The 14,198-nt window shown below is 53.9% G+C and carries 12 protein-coding genes; 5 read left to right on the top strand and 7 right to left on the bottom strand.

Translation table 11 applies throughout. The annotated features are described in order from the left end of the window. The first annotated feature begins 146 nt into the window (after positions 1-146). The 3 genes from mglB to mglC all read left to right on the top strand — a co-directional run bounded on the left by mglB (position 147) and on the right by mglC (position 3,761). Entirely contained in the window at positions 147-1,142 is a 996-nt protein-coding gene (mglB, locus tag AC0T7J_RS05085; RefSeq protein ID WP_473792593.1) for a galactose/glucose ABC transporter substrate-binding protein MglB, read from the top strand. Between the two features lie 68 nt (positions 1,143-1,210). After that, on the top strand, positions 1,211-2,731 hold the full coding sequence (mglA, locus tag AC0T7J_RS05080; protein WP_473792591.1) for a galactose/methyl galactoside ABC transporter ATP-binding protein MglA: 1,521 nt from the start codon (positions 1,211-1,213) through the stop codon (positions 2,729-2,731). Positions 2,732-2,750: 19 nt separating this feature from the next. Then, a complete protein-coding gene (gene mglC / locus AC0T7J_RS05075; protein WP_473792589.1) occupies positions 2,751-3,761 on the top strand; it encodes a galactose/methyl galactoside ABC transporter permease MglC in 1,011 nt (336 codons plus the stop codon). Between the two features lie 654 nt (positions 3,762-4,415). Here mglC and sanA read toward each other — a convergent pair. The 6 genes from sanA to metG all read right to left on the bottom strand — a co-directional run bounded on the left by sanA (position 4,416) and on the right by metG (position 11,593). Continuing rightward, positions 4,416-5,135 carry an outer membrane permeability protein SanA gene (sanA, locus tag AC0T7J_RS05070; protein WP_010248246.1) on the bottom strand — a complete coding sequence of 240 codons (720 nt, stop codon included), beginning with the start codon at positions 5,133-5,135 and terminating at the stop codon, positions 4,416-4,418. Between the two features lie 135 nt (positions 5,136-5,270). Next, entirely contained in the window at positions 5,271-6,968 is a 1,698-nt protein-coding gene (locus tag AC0T7J_RS05065; protein WP_473792587.1) for an NAD-dependent malic enzyme, read from the bottom strand. Positions 6,969-7,237: 269 nt separating this feature from the next. Continuing rightward, positions 7,238-8,128: a cytidine deaminase gene (gene cdd, locus AC0T7J_RS05060; protein WP_473792586.1), complete on the bottom strand. Its 891-nt coding sequence runs from the start codon at positions 8,126-8,128 to the stop codon at positions 7,238-7,240. Between the two features lie 120 nt (positions 8,129-8,248). Continuing rightward, entirely contained in the window at positions 8,249-8,941 is a 693-nt protein-coding gene (locus tag AC0T7J_RS05055; RefSeq protein ID WP_022625036.1) for a CidB/LrgB family autolysis modulator, read from the bottom strand. Further along, positions 8,934-9,326: a CidA/LrgA family protein gene (locus AC0T7J_RS05050; RefSeq protein WP_132500156.1), complete on the bottom strand. Its 393-nt coding sequence runs from the start codon at positions 9,324-9,326 to the stop codon at positions 8,934-8,936. The genes AC0T7J_RS05055 and AC0T7J_RS05050 overlap by 8 nt, the downstream gene beginning before the upstream one ends. 233 nt (positions 9,327-9,559) lie before the next feature. Then, positions 9,560-11,593 carry a methionine--tRNA ligase gene (metG, locus tag AC0T7J_RS05045; protein ID WP_473792583.1) on the bottom strand — a complete coding sequence of 678 codons (2,034 nt, stop codon included), beginning with the start codon at positions 11,591-11,593 and terminating at the stop codon, positions 9,560-9,562. A 177-nt stretch (positions 11,594-11,770) separates the two neighbouring features. Between metG and apbC the strand changes: the two genes are divergently transcribed. Next, positions 11,771-12,883 (top strand): iron-sulfur cluster carrier protein ApbC, encoded by a 1,113-nt coding sequence (gene apbC, locus AC0T7J_RS05040; protein WP_473792581.1) that lies wholly within the window; start codon positions 11,771-11,773, stop codon positions 12,881-12,883. On the opposite strand, the gene AC0T7J_RS05035 is transcribed toward apbC, so the two are convergent. After that, positions 12,880-13,335, bottom strand: coding sequence for a GNAT family N-acetyltransferase (locus AC0T7J_RS05035; RefSeq protein WP_473792579.1), 456 nt, complete (start codon positions 13,333-13,335; stop codon positions 12,880-12,882). The genes apbC and AC0T7J_RS05035 overlap by 4 nt on opposite strands. Positions 13,336-13,571: 236 nt before the next feature. Between AC0T7J_RS05035 and ahpC the strand changes: the two genes are divergently transcribed. Beyond that, positions 13,572-14,135 carry an alkyl hydroperoxide reductase subunit C gene (gene ahpC / locus AC0T7J_RS05030; protein ID WP_013358496.1) on the top strand — a complete coding sequence of 188 codons (564 nt, stop codon included), beginning with the start codon at positions 13,572-13,574 and terminating at the stop codon, positions 14,133-14,135. Positions 14,136-14,198: the final 63 nt, after the last annotated feature.

Here is a 14,198-nt window from a genome sequence, read left to right as displayed (position 1 = left end):
ACAGGGAAGTCAGGTTTTAGACGGTGTTCGATGGCTTAACATCCTCATTACGTTAACCGACGCGCCGATCTGTTTTACCGATTGCTCTCCCGCCTCTGTGGCGCGGTAGCGCTAAAAAGACCCTGCATAATAAAACCGGAGATACCATGAATAAGAAGGTTTTCACGCTTACAGCACTGGTTGCCAGCATGATGTTTGGTGCAACCGCTCACGCAGCTGACACCCGTATCGGCGTGACCATTTACAAATATGATGACAACTTCATGTCAATGGTGCGCAAAGACATCGAGAAAGAAGCGAAAGCAATCGGTGGCGTGCAGTTGCTGATGAATGACTCACAGAACGACCAGTCCAAACAGAACGATCAGGTTGACGTGCTGATGGCGAAAGGCGTGAAAGCGCTGGCGATTAACCTGGTAGATCCGGCAGCGGCTGCCGTCATCGTCGACAAAGCACGTGCCGACGACGTGCCAGTGGTCTTCTTCAACAAAGAACCTAACGCCAAAGTGCTGGCCGGTTATGACAAAGCTTACTATGTTGGTACCGACTCGAAAGAGTCCGGCATCATTCAGGGTCAGCTGATTGAGAAGCACTGGAAAGCCACACCAGCGTGGGATCTGAATAAAGATGGTCAGATTCAGTTCGTGCTGCTGAAAGGCGAGCCGGGCCATCCTGATGCAGAAGCCCGTACCAAATATGTGATCGACACCCTGAACAAAGATGGTCTGAAAACCCAGCAGTTAGCGATGGATACGGCAATGTGGGATACCGCGCAGGCCAAAGATAAGATGGATGCGTGGCTGTCAGGCCCGAACGCCAAAAAAATCGAAGTCGTCATTGCCAACAACGATGCGATGGCGATGGGCGCCGTTGAAGCGCTGAAAGCGCACAACATGACCTCAATTCCTGTCTTTGGTGTCGATGCCCTGCCTGAAGCGCTGGCACTGGTGAAATCGGGTGCGCTGGCCGGTACCGTGCTCAATGATGCGGAAAACCAGGCGAAAGCAACGCTGGATATTGCCAACAACCTGGCGAACGGCAAAGCAGCAACCGACGGAACAAACTTCAAAATGGTCGATAAGATCGTCCGCGTTCCTTACGTGCCGGTTGATAAAGAAAATCTGTCTCAGTTCGTGAAATAAGATCGATTACGGGCGCGACCGCTGTCGCGCCTTTTTTATGTCACCACCGTTTTTTAGCCAGGTAAAATATGGCCAGTGATAATACGACCGCGCAGCGAGAATATTTGCTGGAAATGACGGATGTCTCAAAATCATTTCCCGGCGTTAAAGCGTTAGATAATGTGAATTTAAAAGTGCGGCCTCACTCTGTTCATGCATTAATGGGCGAGAACGGTGCCGGGAAATCCACCTTATTAAAATGCCTGTTTGGTATTTATAAAAAAGATACCGGCAGTATCCTGTTTCAGGGTAAAGAGATCGACTATAAAAGCTCCAAAGAGGCGCTGGAAAATGGCGTTTCGATGGTGCATCAGGAATTAAACCTGGTCCTGCAACGTACCGTGATGGACAACATGTGGCTTGGACGTTATCCACGCAAAGGCTTCTTTGTCGATCAGGATAAAATGTACCGGGATACCAAAGCGATTTTTGACGAGCTGGATATTGATATCGATCCGCGCGACAAAGTTGCCAATCTTTCTGTATCGCAGATGCAGATGATTGAAATTGCCAAAGCGTTTTCCTACGACGCGAAAATTGTGATTATGGATGAGCCGACCTCCTCGTTAACCGAGAAAGAGGTTAATCACCTGTTCACGATTATTCGTAAGCTGAAAGATCGCGGTTGTGGTATTGTTTATATTTCGCACAAAATGGAAGAGATTTTCCAGCTGTGCGATGAGATCACTATTCTGCGTGATGGTCAGTGGATCACCTCTCAGCCGCTGGAAGGGCTGGATATGGATAAGATCATCTCCATGATGGTCGGCCGTTCACTGAACCAGCGTTTCCCTGACCGTACCAACGTGCCAGGCGAGACGATTCTTGAGGTGCGTCATCTGACGTCACTGCGTCAGCCATCGATTCGTGACATCTCATTTGATTTGCGTAAAGGGGAGATACTCGGCATTGCCGGGCTGGTGGGCGCCAAACGTACCGATATCGTCGAAACGCTGTTTGGCATTCGCGAAAAATCGGGCGGCACCATTAAACTGCATGGCAAACCGATTAATAATCACAGCGCTAATGAAGCCATTAATCACGGTTTTGCGCTGGTGACTGAAGAGCGTCGCTCAACCGGTATTTATGCTTATCTGGATATTGGCTTTAACTCGCTTATTTCCAATATCAAAAAATATAAAAACAGTATGGGACTGCTGGATAATAAACGCATGAAGAGTGATACCCAATGGGTGATCGATTCAATGCGCGTAAAAACGCCAGGCCACCATACTCAGATTGGTTCGCTTTCGGGCGGTAACCAGCAAAAAGTGATTATTGGCCGCTGGTTATTGACCCAGCCTGAAATCCTGATGCTTGATGAACCCACACGGGGTATTGATGTTGGCGCGAAATTCGAAATTTACCAGCTGATTGCTGAGCTGGCGAAAAGAGAAAAGGGCATCATTATTATCTCATCCGAAATGCCGGAGCTGTTAGGCATTACCGATCGTATTCTGGTAATGAGTAATGGTCTGGTAGCAGGCATAGTTGATACCAAAACGACCACGCAGAACGAAATATTGCGTTTAGCGTCATTACACCTTTAATGAAGTAAGGGCTGTTAACATGAAAGCGACTACAAAAAAGAATGCGCTAACCTGGTTAAAAGAGGGCGGCATTTATGTCGTTCTGCTGGTATTGCTGGCTATTATTATTTTCCAGGATCCCTCATTTTTAAGTTTAATGAACCTGAGTAACATTCTGACCCAATCTTCGGTGCGCATTATCATTGCACTGGGTGTGGCGGGTCTGATTGTGACGCAGGGTACTGACCTGTCAGCCGGACGTCAGGTCGGTCTGGCGGCGGTGGTAGCCGCAACGCTGCTGCAGGCGATGGATAACGCGAACAAAGTCTTCCCGATGCTGGATACGGTGCCGATTCCACTGGTTATCCTGACCGTGTGCATCATCGGCGGCGTGATTGGTCTGGTCAACGGTGTGATCATTGCTTACCTCAAGGTAACGCCATTTATCACCACGCTGGGCACCATGATCATCGTTTACGGTATCAACTCACTCTATTACGACTTTGTTGGCGCATCACCGATTGCCGGTTTTGATGCAGGGTTCTCGAAGTTTGCTCAGGGCTTCTTACGCTTTGGTGATTTCAAACTCTCGTTCATCACTTTCTATGCGGTGATTGCCATTATTTTCGTCTGGGTGCTGTGGAACAAAACCCGCTTCGGCAAAAACATTTTTGCTATCGGTGGTAACCCGGAAGCGGCAAAAGTGTCAGGCGTGAACGTGCCAATGAACCTGATCATGATCTATGCCCTGTCAGGTGTTTTCTACGCCTTTGGCGGGATGCTGGAAGCGGGTCGTATCGGTTCTGCCACCAACAACCTCGGCTTTATGTATGAGCTGGATGCGATTGCGGCCTGTGTGGTTGGCGGTGTCTCCTTCGCCGGTGGTGTCGGTAGCGTGGCGGGCGTCGTAACCGGTGTGTTGATCTTCACCGTCATCAACTACGGTCTGACCTATATTGGCGTTAACCCTTACTGGCAGTACATCATTAAAGGCGGCATCATTATCTTCGCCGTGGCGCTGGATTCCCTGAAATATTCACGTAAGAAGTAAGTCTTCTTCAGTGTTCATAAAGCGACCTTCGGGTCGCTTTTTTATTATGTAAAAAAGGGATTGTCGCTGGAGTGCAGGCATTGTTGCTGTGAGATCGAGTCTGCGAAGGGAACACGGTCAGATCGGAAAGAAGCTAAGGCCAGTCCAGTAAATGCTCAGCACGTGTTATTTCTCCGCAGAACGCTTTTTATAGGGGAGAGTGCTGGGGTCGTTGCTGTGAGATCGAGTCTGCGAAGGGAACACGGTCAGATCGGAAAGACGCAAAAGCCGTCATCCATGACATGCTCGGCCCACGCCATCCCTGGCGTGGGACGCTTTCCTCTTCTGACCGTGTTCCCTGCGCGTTGAGCTGATTTATTGCTGTTGAATTCACCCTAATTCAGACTGATAAGCAGTCAGCTTTAAAATCGCTGCGGAATGGTCTTCTGTCAGACGGCGACAAAAGCTAAAGCGATGGGAGCATACGCCTGTAGCAAAGCGTTGGCCCTTTTACGGGCGCACCTCAGGGATGAGGTGCGTAATCGCCTGCGCTGAGCCCCGCCAGTGATGGCGTCTTTTCCGTCTTTACGGAAGGCGTATGCTCCCTGAGCCCTGCACGTCACTGCCAGACCTCAGCACAGCAGTAACCAGCATAAAGAAGCCGCAGTGTGTGAGCTATTTACGCAGCTTCTGTTCCAGCTCCAGCAGCTGCTCCGGCGTCACCGCCGGGTAACTCTGCGCATCTTCAGGGACATCGCGTACGGCAGGGATTGGCACCAGTGGGCCCAGGAAGCGCGGTTCGCGCTTAAGCAGGAAGAGATCCACCAGCGCGCCCAGCCGGGCACCTACCTCACGGAAGCGGACGCTAAGCATGTTTTTCGGTGAGGGCACCGCATAACACTGTGCCTGAATACCCAGCTGTAAGGCGATAAACAGCGCGCGCTCACAATGAAAACGCTGCGTGATAATAATGAAGTCGTTGGTATCAAAGACTTTGCGGGTGCGCACAATCGAATCCAGCGTGCGGAAGCCAGCATAATCCAGCACGATATCAGCCGGATCGACACCGGCTTTGATGAGATCGCGGCGCATGGTCATTGGCTCATTGTAGCTTTGCAGCGCGTTATCTCCGCTTAACAGCAGATAATTCACCTTGCCGCTGTTGTAAGCATTTAGCGCGCCCTGCATACGATAGAGGTAATATTGATTGATGACGCCGGTGCGATAATATTTCGCCGTACCCAGTACTACACCGACCTGACGATGTGGCAAAGAGGCGACATTTTCGTAGATAAAGGGCGCAGTTTTCCAGCTGATCCAGCGATCAAGGCCGAGCGCCGTCGCCATCATCAGTAAGATGATGAAAAGCAGACCAATGAAAACGCGTTTCAGCATGCGCCTGGAGACTCGATGTCAGAATAGTGAGATGGGACAAGGCTACTTGAGCTGTCACTGCGAAGCAAGTTACTGCCGGCTGGCTGTGCGCTTTTTGAACACTGCCGGATCGGATACGATCCGGCAGTCTGAAGATTAAATCGAGGTACGACGATAATGACGGTACTGCGGCAGCCAGAAGTTGTTGGCAATAGCCTGTGACAACACATCTTCAGAGGTCACCACGGCGACACCCGCCAGCTGAGCAGCTTTACCCACTTCCATCGCGATGATTTTCGAGACACCCTGGATATCTTTAATCTCTGGCAGTACCGGGCCTTCACCTTCATTCACCAGCGGAGAGCAGTCAGCGAGCGCACGGCTGGCGGTCATCAGCATGGTATCGGTAACGCGGCTGGCACCCGAAGCAATCACACCCAGACCAATGCCCGGGAAGATGTAGGAGTTGTTGCACTGCGCAATCGGATAGGTTTTACCGTTCCAGCTCACCGGCGAGAACGGACTGCCGGTTGCAACCAGCGCGGCACCGTCAGTCCAGGCGATGATATCGGCTGGCGTCGCTTCCACGCGTGATGTCGGGTTTGACAGCGGCATTACGATAGGGCGCTTACAGTGCTTGTGCATCTCACGGATAATCTCTTCGGTGAACAGGCCTGGCTGACCAGAGACACCAATCAGAATATCGGGCTGCGCATTGCGCACCACGTCCAGCAGCGAGATGGCATCATTGGTGACATCCCACTGCTGCAGGTTTTCGCTCTTCTGCACCAGCTTGCTCTGGAAATCGAGCAGGTTAGGCAGCTTGTCAGTGAGCAGACCAAAGCGATCCACCATCATTACCCGGCCACGCGCTTCCTCGTCACTCAGACCTTCGGATTTCATCTGCGCGATGATCTGTTCAGCGATACCACACCCCGCGGAACCCGCCCCCAGGAACACCACTTTCTGTTCGCACAGGCGGCTACCGGCCGCGCGGCTGGCGGCAATCAGCGTCCCTACGGTCACAGCGGCGGTGCCCTGAATATCATCGTTAAAGCAGCAGACTTCATCGCGATAGCGGTTCAGCAGCGGCATAGCATTCTTCTGGGCGAAATCTTCAAACTGCAACAGTACTTTCGGCCAGCGGCGTTTAACGGCCTGAATAAAATCGTTCACGAACGCATCATACTCTTCGCCAGTGATGCGCGGATGACGCCAGCCCATATAGAGCGGATCGTTCAGCAACTGCTGGTTGTTGGTCCCGACATCCAGCACTACCGGCAGGGTGTAAGCCGGACTGATGCCGCCACAGGCGGTATAGAGTGAAAGCTTACCAATCGGGATACCCATACCACCGATCCCCTGATCGCCGAGGCCCAGAATACGCTCGCCATCGGTCACCACAATCACCTTCACATTCTGCTTGGTGGCGTTTTGCAGCATATCTTCGATATGGTCGCGGTTAGGGTAGGAGATGAAGACGCCACGCGCACGACGGTAGATTTCAGAGAAGTGTTCGCAGGCTGCGCCGACGGTCGGGGTGTAGATGATAGGCATCATCTCTTCGAGATGGTTATCCAGCAGGCGGTAGAACAGCGTTTCGTTGGTGTCCTGGATGTTACGCAGGTAGACATGCTTATCGTTATTGTTTTTGAAGTCCTGGAACTGACGCCAGGCACGCTGCGCCTGCTCTTCAATTGATTCCACTGCTTCTGGCAGCAGACCGTTGAGGTTGAATTCGTTACGTTCTTCGATGCTAAAGGCGCTGCCTTTGTTCAGCAGGGGAAATTCCAGCAAAATCGGGCCAGCATAAGGGATATACAGCGGGCGTTTACTTTCGTAGTCGAGTTCCATGCGGTAATGCTCCGGTTGCAGTGTTGTCTGGCGTCACGCCGGAAAGGTAGCGCCAGTTTTCTTACCCGTTATCGCTCAGACTGCAGGCCTGGCAGCGGCAGGGTAACCGCTGCAGAAACATTCACGACCGTGCTGCTATCCTGCAACCTGAATTATTCAGAGTAATTTGTGATGACGTGAATTCTGGCGCCAGATCCTATGAAATTTCCCGCAGAAGTACAGCGTTTGTTCATAAAAGCTCACAAAACTGTGGCCTCTCTGACAGCGGGTTATGCTTTGTACAGCGTCACCCGCAGCAGCTCACTGCAGCCAAATGTCTCAAGCGTCGCCTGTGTGGCGGCGAACTGGCTTAACGTGGCATTTTCCACTTCCGCTAATACCGCTTTTTTTATCTGACGAACATCACCACCCTGCATGTTCAGCAGGACCAGCGCAGCCTGAAGAGGCGGGAAGCTTGGGTTAAACGCGGCGTTTTCCGCATAGCGCCCGGTGACAATCGCGCCGGTTGCGGTCAGCAGCGCAACACCGGCGTGTGACTGGCTGTAAGGCGCGTGGCTGGCATTGGCGGCGGCAACCGCAGCCTGCACCAGTTCATCGCCTTCGGCGATATAGCCGTGATCCACGCGGTCCATCAGGAAGGTCGTGATGTCCAGATCGCGCGGTCCAAAAGCATCCGGCAGATAATCGGCCAGCGTGCTGATCGCGCGTTGTGGCAGGCTGATGCGAATGTTCGTGCCGCTGTTCAGCTCGTTCATAAACTGACGGCAGTGACCGCACGGCGTGTAGTTAACGGTGATCGTCTCAAGCTGACTTTCCCCACGCAGCCACGCATGGGTAATGGCGCTCTGCTCAGCGTGAACGGTCTGCTGCAACGGCGTACCGGTAAATTCCATGTTGGCCCCGAAGTACCAGTTGCCGCTGACGCCACGGGCGATAGCCCCGACGTTAAAATGCGACACGGTAGCAACGGCACAGGCCGCCGCCAGAGGCAGCAGCGCCAGCGCCAGGGCATCGGCATCCATCTGTGTCTGATGCTGCAGTGAGGCAACCTGGTCGGCGCTCAGCACCGCATGGAAGTCAGGATCGTTCAGTAGGGGTGCAAGTGCAGTTTGCAGCGTTGACGGCAATGCCTCAAAAGCGGACAGGAAACGGGATTGCATGTGAGCCTCATTTAATTCAGCAGGACGATGTGCCAGTCACCGGTTTATATGTGATCCACATCGCTCTGACAATGTAACCTGTGTTGCATGTTTCAACTTTGCGAGATCTCTCGCAAACTTTCAGCCAAACCAGTGCAGCAGCAGCGGAAAAATAAATGGCGCCAGCAAGGAGGTGATGATGCCGCAGATCACCAGCGCCAGTGAGCTGAATGCTCCTTCCTGATAATCGAGTTCAGCAGCGCGCGCCGTGCCGAGCGCGTGCGACGCGTTACCTATCGCCAGTCCGCGTGCCGCTTTAGATTTCACGCCAAGCAAATTCAGTACGGTATGCCCGAACACCGCACCCAGTACCCCGGCAATCAGCACGCAGATGGCGCTGATGGCGGGAATGCCGTGCAGCGAACCGGAGACGGCCATCGCAATGGGCGTGGTAACGGATTTAGGAATGATGGTAGCGGCGATTTCGGGCGTGGCGCCCATCCACAGGGCAATGGCGGTGCCAGAAGTCATGGCGGTCACACTGCCAATAAAGCAGACGCCAATAATCGATTTCCAGCGGGCACGGATCTGATGCATCTGCTCATACAGCGGCAGTGCCAGCGCGACCACTGCCGGTTGGAGCAGCTGATTAAGAATCTGACTGCCCGCGAAATAGCGCGAATAGGGCAGCTGCAGCAGCAGCAGAATCGGGATAATTATCGCCATCGCTACCAGCAGCGGATTGAGCAGCGAGATTTTCAGCCGTATCGCCAGCTTGCGCGCCAGGAAAAATGCCGCCAGCGTCAGTGGCAGTGACCACCATATTTCACTCATCGCCTGACTCCCCGGCCGGACGACGGCTGTGAAGCTGGTGGGCGCTGACGCCGACAATCGAGAGGACCAGAAAGGTACTGACGACGCAGGAGATCACGATAGGGCCAAACTGCGCAGTCAGAATATCGGTGTAGCTCATTACCCCGACGCTGATCGGCACAAACAGCAGCGCCATATAGCGAATCAGCAGATGGCAGCCCGGTTTGACCCAACTGACCGGCAGGATCTGCGACGCGAGCAGGGCAAACAGAATTAACATCCCCAGGATGCTGCCGGGCAGTTTGATGGGCAGCAGCGAGGCGATGCCGATTCCGGTGTATAAGCAGAGATAAATGATGATAAAGGCGCGAAGATAGCGCCCGCAGACAGACAGCACGGTGAGCATGGCAGGCTCCTGTTTTCACTGAGCTTCATCATACTCATTAACCGCTTAGCGTGCTAGCGATCACATTTATGCAGCGGTGTGACAGTAGCAGATACAGATTTTCAGAGGCGGGAGTGGAATGGAAGCGGTGCACATTCAGAGCGAGGAGTGATAACCCTTCGCGCCCGTGATGAGGCACGAAGGGTTTGAGAACGGCACTGCGCTAAGCGGTTAAAGCCGCAGAATGCAGAGTGTTACTTAACAGGCATTCCTGGCACAGCACCGCTGTCGACGGACAGCACAAACAGATCTTTGCCGCCAGGACCCGCTGACAGCACCATGCCTTCAGAGATGCCAAAGCGCATTTTACGCGGCGCGAGGTTGGCCACGATAATGGTCATTTTACCGACCAGCACAGAGGGATCGGGATAGGCGGCGCGGATACCCGAGAAGATCTGACGCTTTTCACCGCCCAGGTCGAGCTGCAGGCGCAGCAGCTTGTCCGACCCCTCAACCAGTTCCGCTTGCTCAATCAGCGCCACGCGCATATCAACTTTGGCGAAATCGTCGATGGTGATGGTGTCACCTACCGGCGCATCGGCCAGCGGGCCGCTTGCGGCCGGTGCACTGGCGGCAGCGGCATCCTCTTTCGAGGCCTCAATCAGTCCTTCAACCTTTGCCATCTCAATGCGGCTGTAGAGCGCTTTGAATGGCGCAACCTGGTGGTCGAGCAGCGGTTGCGCGATAGCATCCCAGCTCAGTTCGCAGTTCAGGAAGCCTTCTGCGCGGGCGCTCAGTGACGGCAGCACCGGCTTCAGCCAGGTCATCAGAATGCGGAACAGGTTAATGCCCATTGAGCAGATCGCCTGCAGATCGGCATCACGGCCTTCCTGCTTCGCCACCACCCACGGAGCCTGCTCATCGACATAACGGTTCGCCAGGTCAGCCAGCGCCATGATCTCACGGATAGCCCGGCTGTATTCACGACCGGCCCATGCGTCACCAATCTTCTCTGACGCGTCCACAAAAGTCTGATAGAGCGCCGGATCGGCCAGCTCAGCCGCCAGTTTGCCGTCAAAGCGTTTGGTGATAAAGCCCGCGTTACGTGACGCCAGGTTAACCACTTTGTTGACGATATCGGCGTTTACGCGCTGGACGAAATCTTCCAGATTCAGATCGATATCGTCGATACGTGAAGAGAGTTTCGCCGCGTAGTAGTAACGCAGGCTGTCCGCATCCAGATGCTGCAGCCAGGTGCTGGCTTTAATAAAGGTGCCGCGCGACTTCGACATCTTGGCACCGTTAACGGTGACATAGCCGTGCACAAACAGGTTGTTCGGCTTGCGGAAGTTGCTGCCTTCCAGCATCGCTGGCCAGAACAGGCTGTGGAAGTAGACGATATCTTTACCGATGAAGTGATAGAGCTCGGTCGTGGAGTCTTTACGCCAGAATTCGTCGAAGTCGATGTCGCCGCGCTTGTCGCACAGGTTCCTGAACGAGCCCATGTAGCCGATAGGCGCATCCAGCCAGACATAAAAATATTTGCCTGGCGCGTCCGGGATTTCAAAGCCGAAGTAAGGCGCGTCGCGGGAGATATCCCACTGCTGCAGGCCCGATTCGAACCACTCCTGCATTTTGTTCGCCACCTGATCCTGCAGCGCACCCGAGCGGGTCCAGGCCTGCAGCATGGCGCTGAACGAGGGCAGATCAAAGAAGAAGTGTTCAGAGTCGCGCAGAACCGGCGTTGCGCCAGAGACCACCGATTTTGGCTCGATCAGCTCGGTCGGGCTGTAGGTCGCGCCACACACTTCGCAGTTATCGCCATACTGATCCGCAGATTTACATTTCGGGCAGGTGCCTTTTACAAAACGATCCGGCAGAAACATCCCTTTTTCCGGATCGTAAAGCTGGGAGATGGTGCGGTTCTTAATAAAACCGTTCTCTTTCAGACGGCCGTAAATCAGCGCAGACAGCTCACGGTTTTCCTCGCCGTGGGTCGAGTGATAATTGTCATAGCTGACATTGAAACCAGCAAAGTCGGCTTCATGCTCGCTTTTCATTTCTGCAATCATCTGCTCCGGTGCAATCCCTAATTGCTGAGCTTTCAGCATGATTGGGGTGCCGTGCGCATCATCGGCGCAGATGAAATAAACCTGATTGCCACGCATTCGCTGATAACGCACCCAAATGTCGGCCTGGATATGCTCGAGCATGTGGCCGAGATGGATTGAGCCGTTCGCGTAAGGCAGTGCGCACGTTACCAGAATTTTTTTAGCGACTTGAGTCATAGTTTGCGTAGCTTTCTGTTGATTGAAAAAACGGGCTTAGATGGTAACTGAAGGCTTCTCCTGCGTAAACACAAGGGATTCCCCACTGCCAGTCACCGCAGATCCACGAGCATCTGATATCATTGACAATACATCGCTGAAACACAGCGTAAGCACAGCAGAAATAAGGAGTAGGGGATGACAGCACAATCCCGGGAACCGCAGACGCCAGAAGGCCTGCGCGCCATCGTGGCTGGCGTATTGAGAAGCTTTGAGCATCCGACGCTTAAGCAGAATCTTACTGCCCTGAAGGCGTTACATCACGTGGCGCTGCTTGACGGTACGCTGCATGTAGAGCTGCTGATGCCGTTTGCCTGGGCCAGCGGGTTCGACGTCCTGAAGGAGCAGGTCAGCGCTGAACTGCTGCGTCAGACCGGCGCCCGGGCTATCGACTGGCGACTCAGCCACGACATTGCCACCCTGAAGCGGGTGAAAAACCAGCCGGGCGTCAACGGCGTAAAAAATATTATTGCGGTCAGTTCCGGTAAAGGTGGCGTGGGTAAATCCAGCACCGCCGTGAACATGGCGCTGGCGCTGGCTGCAGAGGGAGCGCGGGTCGGCATTCTGGACGCCGACATTTATGGCCCGTCAGTGCCGAACATGCTCGGCACCCAGGATCAACGGCCTTCCTCGCCTGATGGCACCCACATGGCACCGATCATGGCGCATGGGCTGGCAACCAACTCCATTGGTTATCTGGTCACGGACGACAATGCGATGGTGTGGCGCGGGCCGATGGCCAGCAAAGCGCTGATGCAGTTGCTGAACGAGACGCTGTGGCCTGAGCTGGATTATCTGGTGCTGGATATGCCACCTGGTACCGGCGACATTCAGCTGACACTGGCGCAGAACGTACCGGTCACCGGGGCGCTGGTGGTGACTACGCCGCAGGATATCGCTCTGATTGATGCCCGCAAAGGGTTGGTGATGTTTGAAAAGGTCAATGTGCCGGTGCTTGGCGTGGTGGAAAACATGAGTCTGCATGTCTGCAGTCAGTGTGGCTTCCATGAGCCGATTTTCGGCACTGGCGGCGCACAGAAACTGGTAGAGGATTACCAGACGCAGCTGCTGGCCCAGCTGCCGCTGCACATTGACCTGCGTGAAGATCTCGATGAAGGTCAGCCGACGGTGATTCGCCGGCCCGATAGCGAGTTTACCGCGCTGTATCGCCAGCTGGCCGGACGCGTTGCTGCCCAGCTTTACTGGCAGGGCGAAGTCATCCCCGGCGACATCGCCTTCCGCGCGCTTTAAGCCCGACCCGACCCGCTGGCATATTGCGAGGCCAGCGGGTAGTGCATTAACACGTAGCCGCCATGTTCGCCTTCGCCCTGTGAAATCATTTTCCAGCCATGTTTCAGGTAAAAGGCCTGCGCCGCTTTATTCTTCTGCAGGCACTTCAGCGCACCGGTTGAGGTAAAGCGCGCCTCTGCCGCCTTAAGCAAAGCGCTGCCCACGCCGCGACCCTGCCAGTCAGGATCGACATAGAGACTGTGCAGGAAGTTATCGTTCTCCAGCAGGCCGGCAAATCCGACCCGCTGCCCGTCAGCTTCCGCGACCAGCACGGTTTCACCCAGGATTGCACCATCAAAATCTTCCAGCTGCCACTCGCTGCCGTCCAGCCAGCGCCAGTTATGCCGACGCGCCGCCAGAAACAGCGTACGCAGGAAAGGACGATCGGCTTCAGTAAACGGACGAATCTCCACAAGTCAGCTCCCTTTTAATCCGGTCTTACAAAACTAGCAGCGATTTGCGGAGAGGGGCGAAAAAGATAAAGCGGGTTAAATGTCACGTAAATCGCTGTACACTGCCTGTCGGGCCAGAGAGCATCAGGCTCTCAGCGTTTGATAGCTTTCGTTAATCAGATTGATAACGTCTGCATATTAGATGTTGGCCCGAAAATTATGTAACCTGCATCACATATTTTAACGGAGGCCACCAGATGTCTATTATCAATACCAAAATCAAGCCGTTCAAAAACGCAGCATTCAAAAACGGCGAATTCATCGACGTAACCGAGAAAGACGTTGAAGGTAAATGGAGTGTGTTCTTCTTCTATCCAGCTGACTTCACCTTCGTCTGCCCGACCGAATTGGGCGACGTAGCTGACCATTATGAAGAGTTCCAGAAACTGGGCGTAGACATCTACTCCGTTTCTACCGACACCCACTTTACCCACAAAGCCTGGCACGGTTCTTCTGACACCATCGCGAAAATCCAGTACGCGATGATCGGTGACCCGACTGGCGCGCTGACCCGCAACTTCGAAATCATGCGTGAAGACGAAGGTCTGGCTGACCGTGGTACCTTTATCGTTGACCCGGAAGGCGTTATCCAGGCAATCGAAATCACCGCAGAAGGCATTGGCCGTGACGCCTCTGACCTGCTGCGTAAAGTGAAAGCGGCTCAGTACGTGGCTTCTCACCCAGGTGAAGTGTGCCCGGCTAAATGGAAAGAAGGTGATGCAACACTGGCTCCGTCTCTGGACCTGGTTGGCAAAATCTAATCCCGCTTCGCCCTTTCGACCATTCTCCAATCGGGTGCTGCGGCACCCGATTTTTTGACCAGG

Source organism: Pantoea sp. E956-1 (genome assembly GCF_982223955.1).
Note: the sequence above shows the minus strand (reverse complement) of the source record. Positions and strands in the feature narration are given on the sequence as shown.